Genomic DNA, 19,440 nt, shown 5'->3' on the forward strand with positions numbered 1-19,440 from the left:
ATTCCGACCGCGCGCCCTAAGAGTTGCCCGCGAGAAAACTGCCAACGTCTCGACGAGACGCTCAACCGCAAAGCCGTCAACGGTACTGAACGACCGCGACGGCGCGCGCAGCGCCGCCGGAAGAATGAGCGCTTTGTCACGAAAGCGGAATGTGCGAGAACACAGATTCCAGATGTGCCACTACCGCATCTGTGCGGGGGACCCGCTTAAGAATTAGCGGTGTGAGCCGCTTTCTCTTGCTTACTTCTCTTTGCGGTCGGCAAAGAGAAGTAAGTGCCGCCCCGCACAGGGGCAACGCTAATAGACCGCTAACAAAGCACGGAAAGGCCAACACCAGCGAGAACACACCCCAACCCGCCACGCCGGCAAAAAACCTAACCAATATCCTGCCCCGCGGTCTCCCGCATAAACGGCAACGGCAACAAAGAAACCACCCCGCACCCAATCAGATACCAAGCCGGCGCGAGGTTGCTGCCAGAAATCTGGATCAACCACGTAGCGAAAAACTGTGCAAACCCACCAAAGATAGAAACCCCGAGGCAATAGACAATCGACATCCCGGTAGCACGAATCTCGCGAGGAAACATCTCCGGCAACATAACGATATTAGGCACAGCAGTAAAAGCAACAAGCACGGCCAATCCGGCGACCACGGACAACAGAACCGGCACCGTAGGCGAAGCATTGATCATCATGAACGCCGGATACACCGCCACAATCAGCAACACGCGCGAAATCCACAAGACACGCTTGCGCCCAACGCGATCGGACAACGCGCCGGCGAACGGCGAACAGATCACCGTCACCACGGCAGCGGTCCACGCAGCCCAGAGCGCCGACGACATCGGCAAATGCAAAATCCTGATCGCGTAGGTCGACAGATAAAACAGCACGATGTAGTTAGCCGCGGTCCCACCGATCGTCGTCAACACACCCGTCGTGATCACGCGCGAATGGTCGCGAAACAACTTGCGCACCGGCTGCGAGGCAGGCTGTGAACCTGGCTGCGAACCCGCCGCGCCATCTTCCACACCAGGCAGCGTCTCATTCAGATGCCGCCGGATATAGATCCCAATCGGCCCCATGGCCATGCCGATCACGAACGGCACACGCCACCCCCAACTCTCCAGCGCCGCGGTCGAGAGCGCCGCCGCCAACGCGACGCCCAACAACGACCCGCACACCGTATTCAAACCTTGGCTCACGAACTGCCAACTGCCGTAGAACCCACGCGTCTTATTGCTTCCATACTCCAGCAACAACGACGTCGACGCACCGACCTCACCCCCCAAAGCAAATCCCTGAATCAATCGCGCGAGAATCACGAGCAACGGCGCGGCAACCCCGATCGCCGCATACGTCGGCGCAAACGCGATGATCGCGGAGCCCAGCGTCATCAGCCACAGCGTGAGACTCATCGCGGCCTTGCGGCCCGCGCGGTCCGCATACGCGCCAAGCACGATGCCGCCCACCGGCCGCATGATGAAACCGACGCCGAACGTGCCGACCGCCAGCATCAGTTGCGCGAGTTGCCCTTCCACCGGGAAATACAGTTTGCCGATGATCGTCGCGAAGAAGCTGTAAATCGTGAAGTCGAAAAACTCGAGGCCGTTGCCGAGCGTGATCGCGGCAATCGCCTTGGCGTGGCTCGTACGTTCGACAGGCTGCGCGGCCGGCGTGCTCTGCATGCTCAACGCGTCGGTGCCGGCGGATTGCGGTGCGGCGGAATAGTCCATCTGTGTCTCCTTGATGTCTTCCTGCTAATGCGCGGCGGTTTTGCCCGCTTATGCAAACGCTGCGGCCTCAGGCCAGAAACGTCTGCGCGAGCCTCACCCAGTAGGCGGCGCCGGTGGCGAGGCAAGCGTCGTTGAAATCGTAGCCAGGGTTGTGGACCATGCAACCGCCCTCGCCGTCGCCATTGCCGATGATCAGGTAGCTGCCGGGGCAACGCTCGAGCAGAAACGCAAAGTCTTCGCTGCCGGTGAGCGGTTGCATGTCGGCAATCAGGCCGTCGTCGCCGAGCCAGTCGAGCGCGACTTGCCGCGCGAGCCCGGTCATGGCCATATCGTTGACGAGCACTGGATAGCGACGCTGATAGTCCACGTGCGCCTGCGCGCCGAACACGGCCGCCTGAGCGCAAGCCACCGCCGTGATGCGTTCCTGCAGATAATCGCGAACCTCGGGTTTCAATGCGCGCACGGAAAGGCGCATCTCGGCGGTTTCTGGAATCACGTTCGGCGCTTCGCCCGCGTGAATCGCGCCGACGGTGATGATCGCCATGTCGAGCGGCGCGATATTGCGCGACACGATGGACTGCAAGGCCAGCACGATCTGCGCGCACACCACCACCGGATCGACGGCCTTATGCGGCACCGCGCCATGACCGCCACGCCCGGTCACCTTGATGATCACCGTATCCGACGAAGCCATGAACGAGCCCGGCAGGAAACCGAACTTGCCGGTCGGATAGCCCGGCATGTTGTGCATCGCGAACACCGCGTCGCACGGAAACTTGTCGAACAGGCCGTCCTCGAGCATTTTCTTCGCGCCGGCCAAGCCCTCTTCGGCAGGCTGAAAAATCAGATTCAACGTACCGTTGAAGCACTTTTCCTGCGCCAGGTGTTTGGCGGCGGCAAGCAGCATGGCCGTGTGGCCGTCGTGTCCGCATGCGTGCATCTTGCCGGGCAGCTTGCTCGCGTACGGCAGACCGGTGGTTTCGTGAATCGGCAATGCGTCCATGTCGGCGCGCAGCCCTAGCTTGCGTGCGCCATCGCCGACTTTCAACTGACCGACAACGCCTGTCTGACCCAGCCCGCGATGCACGGTGTAGCCCCACTCCTGCAGACGTTCGGCGACCAGGTCGCCGGTGGCGAACTCTTCGTAAGCCAACTCGGGATGCGCGTGGATCTGGCGGCGCAGCGCGATCATTTCGTCTTCGAGTTCGGCGATGCCCGCCGGAATGGCCATGGTGTTCACGTCGTGTCTCCGTCATTGAAAGCGTGAACCCAGCATAACGATGCCGAAATTCCAGTGGCAGGCGTAGAATCGTTGCGGCAGCAACTCGTGGTTGCCACCTCACCGCCCGCCTTGTCAGATGAAACTGCATCAGCTCAGCACCTTAGCGGCCATTGCCGATACTGGAAGTATCCGGGCCGCGGCCCGTTCGCTCGACCTGTCGCCCGCCGCCGTGACCAAGGCGATGCGCGAACTGGAAGCCGATCTGCAAGCGCCGCTGGTGGTACGCAGCGCGAGCGGCGTCGCGTTTACCGAGTTCGGTCGCGCGCTGGTCGTGCATGCGCGCCTGGTGTTGGGGCAACTGCAGCGGGCGCAAGCGGAGATCGAAGCACTTCGCGGCGCAGCGGCCGGCAAACTGTCGATCGGCGTCACGCCATGGGTCGCGTTGACGTTTCTGCCGCCCGCAGTGCAGCGCTTCCGGCAGCGCATGCCGGAAGTGCAACTGGAGTTCTTCGAAGGTTTGCTGGCGGTCGTTCAGCCGCGTTTGCGCGACGGCAGCCTGGACTTTTCAATCGGCCGCCCGCCACCGGCGTCGCCGCAATCGGAGTTTCACAACGTACCGCTGTTTTCCACGCATTCGGCCGTGGTCGCGCGGCGCGATCATCCCAAGGCCGGTTGCCGCACGCTGCTCGAACTGGAAGACGCGGAGTGGATATTGAACTGGGACCCGGCGAGTCGCGAGTCGATTTCGGACAATGTGTTCCGCAAGCGCGGCATGCAGGTGCCGCATACCATTCTGCTCGCGCATTCGCTGGCGGTCGTACTCGGTTTGCTTGCACACACGGACATGCTCAGCATTTTTCCGTGGCCGCTCGTCGAAGTGACGCTCGCGAAGGAGCAGTTGTGGGCGCTGCCGCTGCGCGAGACGGTCGATGAAACCATCGTCAGCATCACCTCACGCCGCGGCGCGCCGACGAGTCCGGCGGCCGCGTGCTTTCTCGAATGCCTGCGTGAAGTGATCGACGAAGGGGCGCGCTCGCAAGAGCCCGAGCAGCGCCGGCTGTTTCATTCGATCGAGCTGCTGCTTTAGTTATTTCGCCGCGCGGTAGAGATTCAAGCCTCGTAACCGACCACGCCCTTGATCTCCAGAAAGTCCTCCAGACCGAACTCACCATACTCGCGGCCATTGCCCGATTGCTTGAAGCCGCCGAACGGCGCCTCGGGGTTGTAGTCCGCGTAGTTCAGATAGATCGTGCCGGTGCGCAGGCGCTTCGCCACCGCACGCGCGTGCTCGATCGAGCCGGATTGGATGTAGCCTGCGAGACCGTAGAGACTGTCGTTGGCCATGGCGATCGCTTCGTCTTCGGAGTCGTAGGCGAGGATCGACAGCACCGGCCCGAAGATTTCCTCGCGCGCGATCGTCATGTCGGGCGTGACCTTGCCGAATACCGTCGGACGCACGAAGTAGCCGTCCTTCAATCCTTCGGGGCGGCCCGCGCCGCCGGCCACCAGCGCCGCGCCCTCTTCGATGCCGACGCCGATCAGCCGCTGGATCTTGTCGAACTGCTGTTCGCTGATCACGGGGCCGAGGTCCGTGCCCTTCGCATCCGCGGGACCGACGGTCAGCGCTTGCGCGGCTTCTTTCGCATAGGCGAGTGCTTCGGCTTCGCGCGCACGCGGCACGAACATCCGCGTGGGCGCATCGCACGACTGGCCGCTGTTGTCGAAACACGCGCGCGTGCCGCGCATCACGGCTTCTTTCAGATCGGCGTCTTCGAGAATCAGGTTGGCCGATTTGCCGCCCAGTTCCTGATGCACGCGCTTGACCGTATCCGCCGCGGCCTTCGCGACTTGCACGCCCGCGCGCGTGGAACCGGTGAACGACATCATGTCGATATCCGGATGCGACGACATCGCTTCGCCCACGGTGCGGCCTTCGCCGTTCACGAGGTTGAACACGCCGGCCGGCACGCCCGCTTCGTCGAGAATCTCGGCGAAGATAATGGCCGACAGCGGCGCCAGTTCCGAAGGCTTGAGCACCATCGTGCAGCCGGCCGCGAGCGCGGGCGCGACCTTGGTGGTGATCTGCAAGGCCGGCCAGTTCCACGGCGTAATCAGCCCGCACACGCCGACCGCTTCCTTGCGGATCAGAATGCCGCTCTTCACGTACTCGAACTCGAAGGTATCGAGCGTGCGGATCATGGTTTCCAGATGCGCGACGCCGGTCCAGGCTTGCGCGTCGTTCGCGTACTGCAGCGGTGCGCCCATCTCGCGGCTGATTGCATGCACCATGTCGTCATAGCGCTTGCGATAGACGTCGAGGATCGCTTGCAGCAAGTCGATGCGTTGCGCGATCGTCGTCTCGCTGTAGGCGGGAAACGCGCGCTTCGCCGCCGCGACGGCGCGATCGACATCCGCCGCACTGCCGAGCGAAATCTGCGCAAACGCGGCAGCGGCGGACGGATCGATTACATCGAGCGTGGCCGCGTTGGCCTGGTCGACCCACTGACCGTCGATATAAAACTGCTTGGCGTGTTGCATGGGGCTTGTCCTCTATATGAAAGTTTCAGGTCAGACGCGGAGCAAATCGCACCCGCGGCGGCATCGCCTGCTATACATCGACGCCGCTCAATCTGAATGTCTTCAAATCGAAATTCATCGCTACGCAGCTTTGGCTCAGACTCCGGCTTCGAATCCATTTTTCGCCTCGTCTCAACGAGTGCGACTTCGATCCAATCAACCAGGAGAGACACATGAGCAACATTACTTTCACCCGCATCGACGCTAAAGGCCCTGGCGCTTCCGGTCTGAACCCGGCGCTGCACGATCCGGCCGACGTCATTCTCGACGGCGCCAAGGCACCGCACGCCCTCAACGCTTACTCCGACGCCACCAACATGTTGTCCGCCGGCGTATGGCAATGCGATGCGGGCACGCTGAAGCTGGCCGACCTGCCCATTCACGAAGTGTGCGTGCTGATCGAAGGCGAAGTCGTGATCACCAGCGACGACGGCCGCAGCGAACGCTATGCCGCCGGCGACGCCTTCATCCTGCACAAAGGCTTCTCGGGCACGTGGCATATGCCGGTGGCGACCAAGAAGTACAGCATCGTGTACTGCGGTTGATTCGAGTACTGCATTGCATTGCCGCTTCGTCGAAAACCGCATTCTTCAAGATGCGGTTTTTTATGCCCCAGAAAAAACTGCGTCCACGCACACTGCGCGGACGCCTTCGCATTACATCGGAAAACCGAGCGCCTTGATCGAATTGATCCACAGACGACGCCAGCCACCACGATCATCCGCGCCGTCGAAGGCGTTGAAGGTGATCTTCGCGGCGATCCAGCGCACGGGTTCCGGCGGAATGTACGACGGTCCCTTGCGTGAAATATCGAGCGACGTGATGATCGTCTCGCGATTCCACAGCATATCGAGGCCCATCTTCGCACCGAAGCGGCTGCCCGCCACGCCAAAGCCCGTATAACCGGCGACGAACACGCTCTTGCCGCCGTGATAGCGCCGCGCGAACACCGCGCCGCGCGAGCAGTAGTCGATCGGGCCGCCCCACGCATGCGTGAAGCGCACGTCGTCGAGTTGCGGGAAGGTGCGATAGAACGCTTCGGCGAGCTTGTAATAGGTGCTTTCGTCGCGATCTTCCGCAGGGTTCGGATTGCCGCCGAAGTGATAACTCACCCGTCCGCCGAAGATAATGCGGTTGTCCTTGGTGAGCCGGAAGTAATTAAGCTGCGTACGTGTGTCGTAAATCCCCTGGCGGTTCTTCCAGCCGATGCGCGCCATCTGTTCTTCGCTCAACGGCGCCGTCGCGATGATGTGATCGCGCACCTGCATCACGCGGCGCTTGATGTCGGTCACGCCGACGTCCGCGGTGCCCGTGCCGAGCAGCACGCGCGGCGTTTCGATGCGGCCCGCCTGCGTGTGCACGATCATCTTCGCGCCGCAATCTTCGAGACGCGTGATCGGCGAATGTTCATGCAGACGCACGCCGAGCTTCAGTGCGGTGGCCTTCAAACCCCATGCGAGCTTCGCCGGATGAATCGTGCCGCTGCGATTACGCGACCACATCGCCCCGGCAAATAGCGGCGAATCGAGTTGCTCTCGTGCGCCTTTGCTGTCGAGTAAAACCACGTCGTGTCCATGGGCGACGTGCAGCTCGTAATCGCCCTTCAGATGACCAAGGTGGCCCGGATCGACCGCGACCGTCATCTCGCCGTTCCATTCGACGTCCGCCTCGATACCGTAGCGCGTCAACGATTCCTTGAAGCCGTCGAGATTCTCCTGCCCGAGCTTTTCGAGTACATCCAGGTCTTGCGGAAAGACGCGCGTCGCATTCGGCAGGCCGTGCATCACCGAAGTCGAGATGATGCCGCCCGGACGTCCCGAGGCGCCATAGGCCACCTTGCCCGCCTCGACCAGCACGACGTCGAGTGACGGGTCGGCTTCTTTCGCCTGAATCGCGGCCCAGAGGCCGGTGAAGCCACCACCCACCACGACCAGATCGGCGGTGGTCGGACCGATCAATTCCCGTTCGACAGCCGGCGCGCGCGGATTGTCCAGCCAGAACGGAAACAGTTTTACCCCTTCAAACGCGCGCTTTACTGACTCGCTCATGCTGTTTGCCTACTCAAATTAAATACCATTGCTTGTACTGCGCGAAGCCGCGCACATTGGCGTGCGCTTCAACCCGCGTCCTGCATATCCAGTTCTGCCTCACGCTCGCGTTCCGCCCGCGCCCGCGACTGAGCGACTGCCTTAAGCTTAGTCGCCGGCACCACGGGATGCACGGTCACATTGTGCTGCGAACCACCACGCAGCCAACGTCGGCCTTGCGGTCCATACACGCCGTCCGGTTCCGGAAAGCACTGCAACAAAGCGATATACAGTGCGGCCGCGAGCGTCAGCGAAACCGGCATGCTGATGTCGAGACCACCGGCGAGCTGACCAAGCGGGCCGACGAACTGATCCGGCAGATTGACGAAGCACAGGCTGATCGCCGCGCTCGGAATCCACGCGCCCATCGCGCGCCAGTTCCAGCCGTGCGTGAACCAGTAGTGACCGCCGCGGCCGCCGCGATTGAACACCTGCAAGTCGTCGGATAAATAGAAACCGCGCCGCGTGACGAAGCCGATGATCATGATCACCATCCACGGGCAGCTGCACACATTGATCAGCACCGAGAACGTCGACACGCTTTCGACCAGATTGAAGGCGAAGCGGCCGGCGAAAATGAAGCCGATCGCGAGGCTGCCAATCAGCAACGTGGCGCGCACGCGGTTCAGGAATTTCGGAAACATGCTCGACATATCGAGGCCGGTGCCATACAGCGCGGTCGTGCCCGTCGACATGCCGCCGATGATTGCGATCAGGCACACCGGCAGGAAGAACCAGTTCGGCGAGATGGCCAGCAAACCGCCCACGTAGTTATTCGACGCGATGAAATCCGGCGCCTTGCTGGCGATGATCGTCGCCGTGGCAAGACCGAAGAAGAACGGCACGAAGGTGGCCAGTTGCGCCAGCATCACCGCGAGGATCGTGCGCTTTCTCGGCGTGTTCTCCGGAATATAGCGGGCCCAATCGCCGAGCGTGCAGGCGAACGATACGGGATTGCTCATCGCGACCAGCACGGCGCTCACGAAGGCAGGCCAGAAACCCACCGAGCCGAGCGCGACCTTGCCGGCGTATGCGCCATCGAACGACTTGGTGAAGGCGAACAGACCGACCACGAAGAGAATGCTCGCCGCCCACACCGCGATCTTGTTGACCCACAGCATGAAGCGGAAGCCATACACGCATACGGTCAGCACCAGCACCGCGAACAGGCCGTACGCAAAGCTCAGCGTCATCCAGTTGACCGGCAAGCCGAGCAGATGATTCGCGCCGCCCACGAGCGCATCGCCCGAACTCCACACCGCCAGCGAGAAAAACGCCACTGCTGTCAGTACCGCCAGAAACGAGCCGACGATCCGCCCGTGAATGCCGAAATGCGCGCCCGACGAGACCGGGTCGCTCGTGCCGTTGCGCGGACCGAACAGGCTCATCGGCGCGAGAATGCATGAGCCGATCAGCACGCCGAGCACAATCGACCAGACCCCCGCCTTGAACGACAAACCGAGCAGCACCGGAAAGCTGCCGAGCACGGAGGTGGAAAAGGTGTTGCACCCGCCGAACAGCAAGCGGAACAGATCGATCGGCCGCGCATAGCGCGAGCGATCCGGAATGCGTTCGAAACCGAACGTTTCGACTTGAGTGATGCTGTTGCTGCTCATTGTCTCCGACTCCTGTAACGGCCAGGTCAATCACAATGGCTCGCCACGGGGATGTGGCGTCCACTTTTCTCAGATGTCTGGACGCCACTGTAAAGACAATCGGCGCGGGCAAAAATATCGTCTGCCCAACCTTTACTTCGATCTCCGGCGATGTAAGTCGCAAGTCCCGTCCGGTAAGGCTCCGTGGGCAACGGAAAGGCCGTATAGGGACTTCCCGCAGCGCTGGCGAAGCGCAAACGTCGAAGCGAATCGCGAGAAGCCCCACGCTTTTTTGGCGGCTCTACGCCGCGTCCGCACCGCCCGCCTGGCGCGCCTGGCGGCGTTTTTTGGCGGCGGCCACAGCAGGCAGCGGCACCGGCACCGCGCCCGACATGCCATGCTCGATCAGAAAATCGCGGAACAGCCCAGCCACATGCGGCAGACGTTTGTCCGAGACGTGCATCACATACCAGTCGCGTTCGATCGGGTTGGCGGACATGGGCAACAGCGCGAGCAAGCCCGCCTGAAACTCCAGCGAACAGGCGTGCAGCGACAGGAATGCGATACCGAGTCCCGCTTCGACCAGCTGCTTGATCGCCTCATTGCTCGATAGTTCAGAGCCGATATGAAGCTTGAGGCCCGCAAGGCGAAACAGATTCTCGACGGTCGAACGCGTGCCCGAACCGCGTTCCCGCACGAACAGATTCGCGCTTTGCAGATCGTCGAGCGACAACCGTTTTTTCTTCATCAACGCATGCGCGGGCGAGGCGACGAATGCCATTGGATGTTTGGCGAACGCGGTCGCAGCCGTGCGCAATTCGCGCGGCGCGCTACCCATCACCGCGAGATCGATTTCATGCGTCGCCAGCATACGGATGATGTCGGCACGATTGCCGACCTTGAACTGCACCTTCACTTGCGGACGCGATTCGGTGAATCGCACCAGAAACGGCGGGATCAGATACTCGGCGGTGGTAATCGCGCCGATGCGCAGCGTGCCGCCCTGCTCGCCGTGCAACGCGGCCAGATCGTCGGCCGCGCCGTTCCACAGGTCGAGAATCTCCAGCGCATAGCGGGCGAGGATCTCACCGGCCGCGGTCAGTTGCACCCCGCGGCCCACACGCTGCAGGAGCGGTGCGCCCGCCGCCTCTTCTAGCAGCCGCACCTGTAGCGAAACAGCCGGTTGCGTGAGCCGCAATTCCTCGGCCGCGCGCGACACGCTGCCGAGCTTCGCAATCGTATGCAAGGTCTTCAACTGACGAAACGTCGCGGCTTTTAACATAAGTGAAAACCTATATGTTTTGTATAAACATTAAATTGTGCTGCGGTTTCCGCCGATTCTATACTGGCCTCACAGATGAGCCGGGAAATGTATGGAATCGCACGCAACGCGGCGCCAGCACCGGCCCGGCACGAACAACCTCAGGAGGATAGCGATCATGGCCGCAATCGATCAGCCGGTAGGCACGACAACGCAACAGGCGCAACGGGCGCACCACGCGCAGTCCGCGCAACGCATGGACAGGATGGCGGCGCATCGCGTCGTGATCGTCGGCGGTGGCGTGGGTGGGCTCGGTCTGGCCACGCGTCTGTCCGAATCGCTCGGGCGTGCGGGTCTCGCGCAAATCGTGCTGGTCGACCGCTGGCCCACGCATTTCTGGAAGCCCATGCTGCACGAAGCCGCTTCAGGCCAACTCGATCCCGCGACCCATCAACTGCAATACGCAGTGCAGGCGCAACGCCATGGCTTCGAATTCGAACAGGGCGAACTCACCGCGCTCGATCGCGCGGAGCGGCATATCACGCTGAGTGCGTTGCATGACGCCGACGGCCGCGAAATTCTGCCGTCGCGACAGATCGCTTTCGATACGCTGGTGCTGGCCATGGGCAGCGTGACGCAATATTTCGGCGTGCCAGGTGCCGCCGAACATGCGTTGCCCCTCGAATCGGTCGCGCATGCGGAAGCATTCCGCCGCAAGCTGCTCGATGCCTGTCTGCGTGCGAATCACGCACGCCGGGCGCGGACCGCGCAGGCGGACACGCCGGTGTCGATCAACATCATCGGTGCGGGCGCAACCGGTGTCGAACTCGCCGCCGCGGTGCGCGACACGGTACGTCTGCTGAATCGCTACACGCCGTTCTCGCTCGATCCGGTACGTGACTTCCGCATCCGTTTGATCGAAAGCAGCGGGCGCGTGCTGCCCGCTTTGTCCGAAACGATTTCAGCGCGCGCGCAGCGCATGCTCGCCAGCCTCGGCGTGGACGTGCTGAGCGCAACACGCGTCACCGAAGTGCGCGCCGACGCCGTGCTGACCGACGGCGGCGCTCCGCTCGCGAGCGACATCGCGATCTGGACGGCGGGCATCTCGGGACCGCCTGTATTGCGCACGCTGGACGGCATCGCGGTGAATCGCAACGCGCAGATTCAAGTGAATCGCACCTTGCAGTGCACGAACGACGCAAACGTATTCGGCCTCGGCGACTGCGCGGCCTGTCCCGCCGACGACGCCGGCGCGTTCCTCGCGCCGCGCGCGCAGGTCGCGCATCAGCAGGCGCTGTTTCTTGCGCGTGTGTTGAAGTGCCGGATTGCGGGCGAAGCGCTGCCCGAGTTCGTGTACCGCGACGCCGGCACGCTGGTCGGCTTCGGGCGTGAGGGCACCATAGGCAGCCTCAGCAGCAGCTTGCTGACGCAGCCGGTGTTCGTCGACGGATGGCTGGCCACCGCGGTCTACAAGCTCATCTATCGGCGGCACGTGATGACACTGACCGGCTTCGCGCGCATGGCGCTCGATTCGGCGAGCCACTGGTTGCGCAGACGCGTGCACCCGGTGATTCGTCTGCACTAGATAACACTTCGCTGCTCATGGGCCGACCGATGCGATCGGTTCGGCAAGTGAGCGGCCTGTTCCCTGCTTCAATCCACCGCATCTGAAACGCGTCCGCCGTGGAACGCGCGCACCACGGCCCGCTCGCGCTTCACGTCCTCGGCGCTGTATCGGCGACTCTTGCCAACTCCCTCGCATTCCGCACAATCCAACCTCCGTTTCCGTCCGATCGAGTCCTCATGCCAGATCGGAGCGACTCGCCGAACGCGATCGTCATGACGATCCTGTCATGCGTGCCATGCGCCGCCATAAAAGATGCACACGACATATATGACGGAATTGTCATGTTTATCTCATGCTGGCAGCGATCAGGTATCCGTACGATAGGTTCGTCCCGTCCTCAAAGTGAACCGTATGCGCCACTTTCAACGAATGCGAAGCCTGACGACGCGCATCACGCACTTCGGCGCAAACGTCCCGGAGCGCTGGGAGCGACTGCGTATCGATCATCCGGTCTCGCTCGGGGCCGCGCTGCTCGTCATTGCACTCAGTTCGCTGGCGTTCTGGTGGAATCAACCTGACGGGCTGTTCGACGGCGGCGACCCCGCCTGTCCTTCGGCATATGGACCGCCGGCTGGTCCGCAGGAGCCGTTCATCGAGCGAGGCCTGCTTTCGCTCGAGGTATTTTCCACGATGACCCGCACCATGCCGCGGCCCTCCGGTCCGCCCGCCGCAGCGCATCACGAACTCGATGCACCCAATGCGTCCGCGTCATGCGCGCCCACTCGCGCCGGCCGCTGACCAGCAGCACTGAAAGAAAATCATGCGCATCCTGATCGTCGAGGACGAAATCAAAACCGGCACGTATCTTCGGAAAGGCTTGACCGAAGCGGGCTTTATCGTCGATTGGGTGGAAGACGGCGTGACCGGCCAGCACCGGGCGTTGACGGAGGACTACGATCTGATCGTGCTCGACGTCATGCTGCCCGGCCAGGACGGCTGGACGTTGCTGAAAAACCTGCGCCGCACTCATTCGACTTCGGTCCTGCTGCTCACCGCACGCGACGAGGTGGACGACAAGGTGCGTGGCCTCAACATGGGCGGCGACGACTATCTCGTCAAGCCGTTCGACTTCGCCGAACTGCTGGCCCGTGTCCGCTCCATTCTGCGACGTGGCCAAACCCGCGACGCTGCTTCGCTGCAAGTATCCAACCTGGTGCTCGACCTGACGCGCCGCAAGGCCACACGCCACGGCGACATGATTCTGCTTACGGCCAAGGAATTCGCATTGCTATGGCTGCTGATGCGCCGTCAGGGCGAAATCCTGCCGCGTTCGACGATCGCTTCCCAGGTGTGGGACATGAACTTCGACAGCGACACCAATGTCGTCGACGCCGCGATCCGCCGCCTGCGCGCAAAGGTCGACGACAACTATGAACCCAAGCTGATCCACACCGTGCGAGGCATGGGCTACGTATTGGAAGAGCGCGGCCCGGCGCAGCCATGATTCGACGTCTACTCGCGGCGCTGCTCGTGCCGCGGACTTTGCGTGCGAGGCTGTCGATCCTGTTCGCGCTTTCGACCTCGGTGCTACTCATATTCAATGGCGTATTGCTGTATCACGGCCTGAAAACGCGTATCGAAGCGGCGTCGGCTCGCGAGATGACCACGACCCTCGCCGCGCTGCAATTGCGTCTCCACACCATGCCCAGCATCCAGGCGGTCAGCGCGGATCGCGAGACGTGGCACAACCAGTTATACGGTCATCAGAACCTCGATATCGCGCTATTCGACGCGCACAGCGCACCGCTCATCCGCACCAACGGCTACTGGCCGAATGCGCAGACGATGACCGTCAGCACCGACCTGGCGCCGGTGCGCGTGTCGATCGCAAACCTGCCGCTGCGCTTTCTGGTGGCGATGGCGCCGCTCGGCGATGGCGCCGGCACGCAGGTGCGAGTGGTCGTCCAATACGACGCAAGCGGCGAACGCGCGCTGCTGCGCGCCTATGCGCTCAACGTTCTGGTCGTCATCGTGACGGGGACGCTGGCGAATGCGCTGCTTGCATGGTCGATCGCGCGCTTCGGACTGCGGCCGCTGGCCCGTTTGACGGCGCGCGCCGAGCAGATCTCCAGCCGCCATCTTGCGGAGCCCTTGCCCGAACACGAGATGCCCGGCGAACTAAAGGAACTGAGCCGGGCGTTCAACCGGATGCTCGCGCGCCTGCATGAGTCGTTCACGCGTCTCACGCAATTTTCCTCCGACCTTGCGCACGACATGCGCACTCCGCTCACCAATCTACTGGCTGAAGCGCAAGTGGCACTCTCTCAACCCCGTTCCGCCGACGAATATCGCAGCGTGATCGAATCGAGCGTGGACGAATGCCAGCGCCTCGCGCGCCTGATCGACAGCATGCTGTTTCTCGCGCGCGCGGACAGCGTTCGCCACCGGCTGACGCTGCAGTGTGTCGACGCACGCGCCGAAGCGCTGCGCATTGCCGGCTATTACGAAGTGATGGCCGCCGACGCCGGCGTCGAGATCGTCGTCTCGGGCAACGCGCGCTTCGAAGGCGATGTGCTGATGGTGCAGCGGGCGCTCAGCAACCTGATTTCAAATGCATTGACCCACGCGCCGCGCGGCAGCATTGTCGACGTGCGATGCGCGGAACGCCGGCGCCATGCGCACATATCGGTGTCGGACACCGGCGCCGGCATTGCGACGCCGCATCTGGAGCGCATCTTCGACCGTTTCTACCGGGTCGATCCATCGCGGCATAACTCGGCGAGCGGCACCGGCCTCGGACTCGCCATCGTCAAGTCGATCATGGACGAACATGACGGCGAATGCAGCGTGGAAAGCGTACCGCACTTGCGCACCACCTTCAGCCTGCGCTTTCCGAAGCATCCGCCGATCAGCTAGGCGAAGCACGCGCCCGCACGATGACAAAACTATCATGCGGTGATCACTACGGTCTCATCCCGAGTCCCGCACAATGTCCGTGCCTGTTCGATATTGCTCAGCCATCCCGATCAACCTGCAGAGGGGTCGATGAAACATTGCGCAAGCGCACTCCCCAACGCGAATATTGCATCAACGGAAGCCCATTCATGACATCTCCGAAACACATGCTCGTCGAAAACCTCGCCTGGTCCGACGAAATCATTACCCGCGATCCCGCTTATTTCCGGCGCCTCGCCGGCAATCAGCAACCGAATGTGCTGTGGATCGGCTGCTCCGACAGCCGCGTGCCGGAAGCCATTACACGGGCGAAGCCCGGCGAGATTTTCGTACATCGCAACATCGCGAATCTCGTCGCCGATAACGACGAGAGCCTGTCGAGCGTGCTCGAATACGCGGTCACCGTGCTGCAGGTGGAACATGTAATTGTCTGCGGGCATCACTGCTGTGGCGGCGTGCAGGCGGCATTGCGACCGCCCGCGCCCGAGTTGCCGAACGTCAATCGCCGCATAGGAGGAATTCGCCGGTTGTGCGCGCTGCACACCGCCGAATTGCGCGAGCTGCCGAGCTTCGAGGCGCGCGCGGATCGACTCGCCGAGCTCAACGTGCTGGCGCAAGTGCAGGCGCTGCAAGCCATGTCGCTGATTCAGCGCGCACCGCGCCCGGTGCGGATTCACGGCTGGATCTTCTCCATGCACGAAGGACGTTTGAAGACATTGACGGACACGCCCTGGCCCGCGAACTACGACACGAATGCCGAGACCGCAGCGGGCTGATTGCTTCTGCGCCAACCGGTCGGCGTCCCTGCAGGTCAGTCCAGAAACTCGGTCGCCCGCTTGCGCAGCATCGCGCCGAAGTCGTCGAGCCAGCCGATCGACAAACGCCAGCTCTGCCAGTAGAGATCGACGTCGATATGCTTGCCCGGCGCGATCTCCACCAGTTCGCCGCTAGTCAGATGCGAGGCGATCATGCGCTCCGGGCACATGCCCCAGCCGAGGCCCGTGACACAGGCACGCAAGAAACCGGCGACGTGCGGAATCCAGTGCAACGGCGGATCGACTTCCGCGCGCGTGATGCGGCGCATGAAGCGCTTTTGCAACTGGTCCTTCGGATTGAAATCGACACAGGGCGTGCGCCGCAAGCTCTCGCGCGTCACGCCGTCGGCAAAGTGACGCGCGAGAAAGTCCGGTGAACAGACCGCCAGATAACGCATCCGGCCGAGACGCGTGGAGCGGCAACCCTGCACCGGCTCGGCTTGCGTGGTGACCGCGCCCTGCACGCTGCCGTCGCGAATCCGCTGCGCGGTGTGGTCCTGATCGTCGATCACCAGATCGAGCAGCATCTCCCGCTCGACGCAGAATGGCGCGACCGCGTCGATGAACCAGGTGCCCACGCTGTCGTCGTTGACGGCGATGCGCAGCGCCGGCCATGGTTCGACCAGCGCGCCGGGCAGCGCCGGCAGCCGGCCGGTCAGTTCCGCTTCGAGCAATTGCACGCGTTCGGTGTGGCGGCACAGCAGCGCGCCCGAGGTGGTCGCGACGCAGGGCTGGCCGCGCTTCACCAGCACGCTGCCCACGCGCTCCTCCAACAGTTTGACCCGCTGCGATACCGCGGACGGCGTCACATTCAGTTCGCCGGCGGCACGGTCGAACGAGCCGTGGCGCACCACGGCGGCCAGCGCGTCGAGCAACGCATAGTCGAGCATTAGCGTTCCTTAATCGGCATTAAGTGAATTAGCTTCTCTTATGATCGGCAAACCCGCAGACTAGCTTCGTTCCCGGCTCCCGTCTACTGGATCGATTATGAACTGGCTGTCTTTTTCCCACGGCGCCGCCTTGTGCGCATCCCTGATCGTGACCATCGGCGCGCAGAACGCCTTCGTGCTGCGTCAGGGCATCATGCGCTCGCATGTCGGCAAGATCGTCGTGCTGTGCGCGTTGTCGGATTTCATTCTGATCGGCGCGGGCGTGGGCGGCGCATCGGTGCTGGTCGAGCGCTATCCCCTGTTCGTCCACGCGATGCTGTATGTCGGGCTCGCCTATCTGGCGTGGTTCGGCATCAACGCATTGCGACGCGCGGTGCGGCCGGAGCATGCGGTGCTGGATGGCGAGAACGTCAGCGCGGCGCCCGTGCAGCGCGCCGTGCCGATCATTCTGATGACGCTCGCGTTCACATGGCTCAATCCGCACGTGTACCTCGACACATTCCTGCTGATCGGCACGGCCGGCGCACGCGAACCCGAAGGCGCGCGGGTCGCCTTTGCGCTGGGTGCGATGGCCGTCAGCGGAATCTGGTTTATCGGTCTGGGTTACGGTGCGCGCGCTCTCGCGCCGCTCTTCAAGCGGGCGACGGCATGGCGCGTGCTGGATGGCGCGATCGGCAGCATGGTGCTCCTGCTCGCGGTGACGCAGTTGCGGTAAGCGGCGTGGGCGCGGTCGTCGTTGCACGATGTCGGCGAGCACACAGCACGCCCCACAGTACGGAGCGCCTTGCGCCACGGCGAACCGTCTATAGCGTTCCCGCCTGGATGCAGCGGAGCGCGGACGCCTTCAACGCAGCCGCGGCGCGCGTTGAACATTCGAGATTACGAAAAACGCTTTCCGCATGCGTGCGATGAACGCCTTATCACGGCCGGTGGTCGCGCTCGCCGAGTCAGAAGTCCGCGCATCGGATTCGCGCTGCTCACCCGTGACCGTCGATCCATGCACGCGCCCATTCGAGACCCGCACGTTGCGCTTCGTCTTCGGTATCGAAGTAGGCGAGAATGCCCGACGCTTCGACCAGCTTGCCGGCGAGCGTGATGGTCCCGCTAGCGCCGTATCGCTCGGGCTGCAAAATGTCCTCCTGCTGCAAGATGGCGTGACCCCAGACGGTGTAGCCGTGATAAGTCTGGGACTCCATTAACGTGTCACCTCAGGCGTGACACCTCGCGAGCTGACTCGCAGCACATTGCCCTCGGGCGTGATCTGCCGCGGAATCTCGGACATGTCCGGTGCGTGTGCAGGCACGCTTTCCCGCCGATCCGATTTCGCGACGAGTCTCCCAACCGGCGCCGGCGCGGTGCGCGTGCGAGCTTTCATTGCGTGGGGAACGATGTGCCGACTCGCGACAGGCCGACGGGCGACGACTGCGCAATGCGGCTTGCCAACTCGCGCTTCCGGTGGGTTCCAGGCCTCGACATAGTGCTCGCCGGCCATTGCCGTTGAAGCCGCCGCGCACAGCATGATGCCCAAGCCCAAAAATCGAAACATGTTCTCTCCCTATGCTCCGCCGCACGCGCCGCCGCCGTTGCAGCAGCGCGACGAGATTTCATGCAGGGTACTGTACATTCATACAGGTTTTTGCGCAATCCAATGATCGTCGCGGAGCAGTTTGCGCTCCGGGCATGACGCCCATGCGTACTGAGGATGAGAACCTAGCCGCCGTTTGGATTGCGAGCGACTAGCAAACTATGAGTGGGGCTTTGGCAGGCAGAGAAGCCGTCTTGATTCAATCCGGTTGTCACGGCCGTGCGTTGCCGGTTCCGGCCGCACCCACGCCGACGGTCGCGAGTCCGCCATCGGTGACGTAGGGCACGAAGCCGGCCTCCTTAATCCGTGCGGCGGTGGCGGCCGCGCAGGCGCCGTCGGCGGGCGGGCAATAGTCGATGGACAGCACCGGCAGCCTGTATTGATCGCGGATCGTTGCCGCCTGCATCAGCAGCCAGTCGCGATCTACTTGCGGCACTTCCGTATAACGCTGCTTGCCGGCATCCCAACCGCGGTACAGCGATTCGAACGCCACCATGCAGGCGAGATCATGGACCTGCGGCAAGATCTCGAAGCCGCGGTTGAAAATCAGCTTCGCGTCGGGATAACGCTTCTTGATCGCGCGGACGACCCGCACCAGCCCCGCTTCCTGCGCGGCGCGCGTGGCATCAGTCTTGGCGATCAGGTGGTAGGAGTCGAGCGTGTCGAGGAAGAAGCCGCGATAGCCCTTTTTCCATAACGGCGCGATCACCTTGTCGACGAAAAACGCCGGCCATTGCGCGGCCGTCTGATCGACCACATGGGAGGCCCATGCCTCGTTGACGCCCGGCAGCCACTGCCGCGGCATGGCGCGGTAATACGCACGATGCGGGTTCACCTCGCCCACGCTCACATACGCGAACCACGCCGGATGCGCACTCGCGTGAGCGCGCGGATCGAAGTGCGCGTCGGGGTCGACCACCACGATATCGAATGCGGCCAGTTCCTCGACGGGCGGATTCGTGCCGTAGTACAGCGCTACCGACGGTCCCGCTGGCGCGTGCGCCGCGCTCTGCGCGTGCGCCACCGAAGCCAGCGCGCCGAGCGCGGCCATGCGCGCGAACCGGCTGACATGACGCAGCAGCGCACGCAGGCTGAAACGTCGGTCGTGATCGTGCTCTGACAAATCCGGCTCCCCTGTCATGTTATTCAG

General features: G+C 62.9%; 18 protein-coding genes. 8 read left to right on the top strand and 10 right to left on the bottom strand.

Annotated features, from left to right (window positions below; all coding sequences use genetic code 11):
* Positions 1-374: 374 nt before the first annotated feature.
* Positions 375-1,736, bottom strand: a complete 1,362-nt coding sequence (locus tag B0G71_RS13335) for an MFS transporter (RefSeq protein ID WP_116142356.1) — start codon at positions 1,734-1,736, stop codon at positions 375-377.
* A gap of 67 nt (positions 1,737-1,803) precedes the next feature.
* Positions 1,804-2,976 (bottom strand): M20 aminoacylase family protein, encoded by a 1,173-nt coding sequence (locus tag B0G71_RS13340; protein ID WP_116142357.1) that lies wholly within the window; start codon positions 2,974-2,976, stop codon positions 1,804-1,806.
* Between the two features lie 118 nt (positions 2,977-3,094).
* Between B0G71_RS13340 and B0G71_RS13345 the strand changes: the two genes are divergently transcribed.
* Complete coding sequence (locus tag B0G71_RS13345; RefSeq protein ID WP_116142358.1) at positions 3,095-4,045, top strand: LysR substrate-binding domain-containing protein; 951 nt, start codon at positions 3,095-3,097, stop codon at positions 4,043-4,045.
* Between the two features lie 23 nt (positions 4,046-4,068).
* Here the strand turns inward: B0G71_RS13345 and B0G71_RS13350 are convergent, their stop codons facing one another.
* Positions 4,069-5,496: an aldehyde dehydrogenase family protein gene (locus B0G71_RS13350; protein WP_116142359.1), complete on the bottom strand. Its 1,428-nt coding sequence runs from the start codon at positions 5,494-5,496 to the stop codon at positions 4,069-4,071.
* Positions 5,497-5,708: 212 nt separating this feature from the next.
* Between B0G71_RS13350 and B0G71_RS13355 the strand changes: the two genes are divergently transcribed.
* Positions 5,709-6,080 carry a cupin domain-containing protein gene (locus B0G71_RS13355; protein ID WP_012432544.1) on the top strand — a complete coding sequence of 124 codons (372 nt, stop codon included), beginning with the start codon at positions 5,709-5,711 and terminating at the stop codon, positions 6,078-6,080.
* 111 nt (positions 6,081-6,191) lie between these two features.
* Here B0G71_RS13355 and B0G71_RS13360 read toward each other — a convergent pair whose 3' ends face one another.
* From B0G71_RS13360 to B0G71_RS13370, 3 genes are all read right to left on the bottom strand, one after another.
* On the bottom strand, positions 6,192-7,583 hold the full coding sequence (locus tag B0G71_RS13360) for an FAD-binding oxidoreductase (protein WP_116142360.1): 1,392 nt from the start codon (positions 7,581-7,583) through the stop codon (positions 6,192-6,194).
* Positions 7,584-7,651: 68 nt separating this feature from the next.
* Complete coding sequence (locus tag B0G71_RS13365) at positions 7,652-9,238, bottom strand: cytosine permease (protein WP_116142361.1); 1,587 nt, start codon at positions 9,236-9,238, stop codon at positions 7,652-7,654.
* Between the two features lie 280 nt (positions 9,239-9,518).
* Complete coding sequence (locus B0G71_RS13370; RefSeq protein ID WP_116142362.1) at positions 9,519-10,499, bottom strand: LysR family transcriptional regulator; 981 nt, start codon at positions 10,497-10,499, stop codon at positions 9,519-9,521.
* Between the two features lie 235 nt (positions 10,500-10,734).
* On the opposite strand from B0G71_RS13370, the gene B0G71_RS13375 reads away from it, so the two are divergent.
* The 5 genes from B0G71_RS13375 to B0G71_RS13395 all read left to right on the top strand — a co-directional run bounded on the left by B0G71_RS13375 (position 10,735) and on the right by B0G71_RS13395 (position 15,776).
* Complete coding sequence (locus B0G71_RS13375) at positions 10,735-12,063, top strand: NAD(P)/FAD-dependent oxidoreductase (RefSeq protein ID WP_404935467.1); 1,329 nt, start codon at positions 10,735-10,737, stop codon at positions 12,061-12,063.
* Positions 12,064-12,456: 393 nt separating this feature from the next.
* On the top strand, positions 12,457-12,843 hold the full coding sequence (locus tag B0G71_RS13380) for a hypothetical protein (protein ID WP_241974625.1): 387 nt from the start codon (positions 12,457-12,459) through the stop codon (positions 12,841-12,843).
* Between the two features lie 22 nt (positions 12,844-12,865).
* The gene (gene irlR, locus B0G71_RS13385; protein WP_106284967.1) at positions 12,866-13,549 is read left to right on the top strand and encodes a heavy metal response regulator transcription factor IrlR; all 684 of its coding nucleotides are present in this window, start codon (positions 12,866-12,868) and stop codon (positions 13,547-13,549) included.
* Complete coding sequence (locus tag B0G71_RS13390; protein WP_116142365.1) at positions 13,546-14,961, top strand: heavy metal sensor histidine kinase; 1,416 nt, start codon at positions 13,546-13,548, stop codon at positions 14,959-14,961. Before irlR ends, B0G71_RS13390 begins: the two co-directional genes overlap by 4 nt.
* A gap of 188 nt (positions 14,962-15,149) precedes the next feature.
* On the top strand, positions 15,150-15,776 hold the full coding sequence (locus B0G71_RS13395; RefSeq protein ID WP_116142366.1) for a carbonic anhydrase: 627 nt from the start codon (positions 15,150-15,152) through the stop codon (positions 15,774-15,776).
* 35 nt (positions 15,777-15,811) lie between these two features.
* Here the strand turns inward: B0G71_RS13395 and B0G71_RS13400 are convergent, their stop codons facing one another.
* Positions 15,812-16,705, bottom strand: a complete 894-nt coding sequence (locus B0G71_RS13400) for a LysR family transcriptional regulator ArgP (RefSeq protein WP_116142367.1) — start codon at positions 16,703-16,705, stop codon at positions 15,812-15,814.
* A gap of 97 nt (positions 16,706-16,802) precedes the next feature.
* Here B0G71_RS13400 and B0G71_RS13405 point away from each other — a divergent pair, with 97 nt between their 5' ends.
* Complete coding sequence (locus B0G71_RS13405) at positions 16,803-17,420, top strand: LysE/ArgO family amino acid transporter (RefSeq protein ID WP_106284971.1); 618 nt, start codon at positions 16,803-16,805, stop codon at positions 17,418-17,420.
* 262 nt (positions 17,421-17,682) lie between these two features.
* On the opposite strand, the gene B0G71_RS13410 is transcribed toward B0G71_RS13405, so the two are convergent.
* The 3 genes from B0G71_RS13410 to B0G71_RS13420 all read right to left on the bottom strand — a co-directional run bounded on the left by B0G71_RS13410 (position 17,683) and on the right by B0G71_RS13420 (position 19,413).
* A complete protein-coding gene (locus tag B0G71_RS13410; RefSeq protein WP_116142368.1) occupies positions 17,683-17,901 on the bottom strand; it encodes a hypothetical protein in 219 nt (72 codons plus the stop codon).
* Complete coding sequence (locus tag B0G71_RS13415; RefSeq protein ID WP_116142369.1) at positions 17,901-18,251, bottom strand: hypothetical protein; 351 nt, start codon at positions 18,249-18,251, stop codon at positions 17,901-17,903. The genes B0G71_RS13410 and B0G71_RS13415 overlap by 1 nt, the downstream gene beginning before the upstream one ends.
* 250 nt (positions 18,252-18,501) lie before the next feature.
* Positions 18,502-19,413: an endo alpha-1,4 polygalactosaminidase gene (locus B0G71_RS13420; RefSeq protein ID WP_309546258.1), complete on the bottom strand. Its 912-nt coding sequence runs from the start codon at positions 19,411-19,413 to the stop codon at positions 18,502-18,504.
* Positions 19,414-19,440 lie beyond the last annotated feature (27 nt).

The organism is Paraburkholderia sp. BL27I4N3 (genome assembly GCF_003386115.1).
GTDB lineage: Bacteria > Pseudomonadota > Gammaproteobacteria > Burkholderiales > Burkholderiaceae > Paraburkholderia.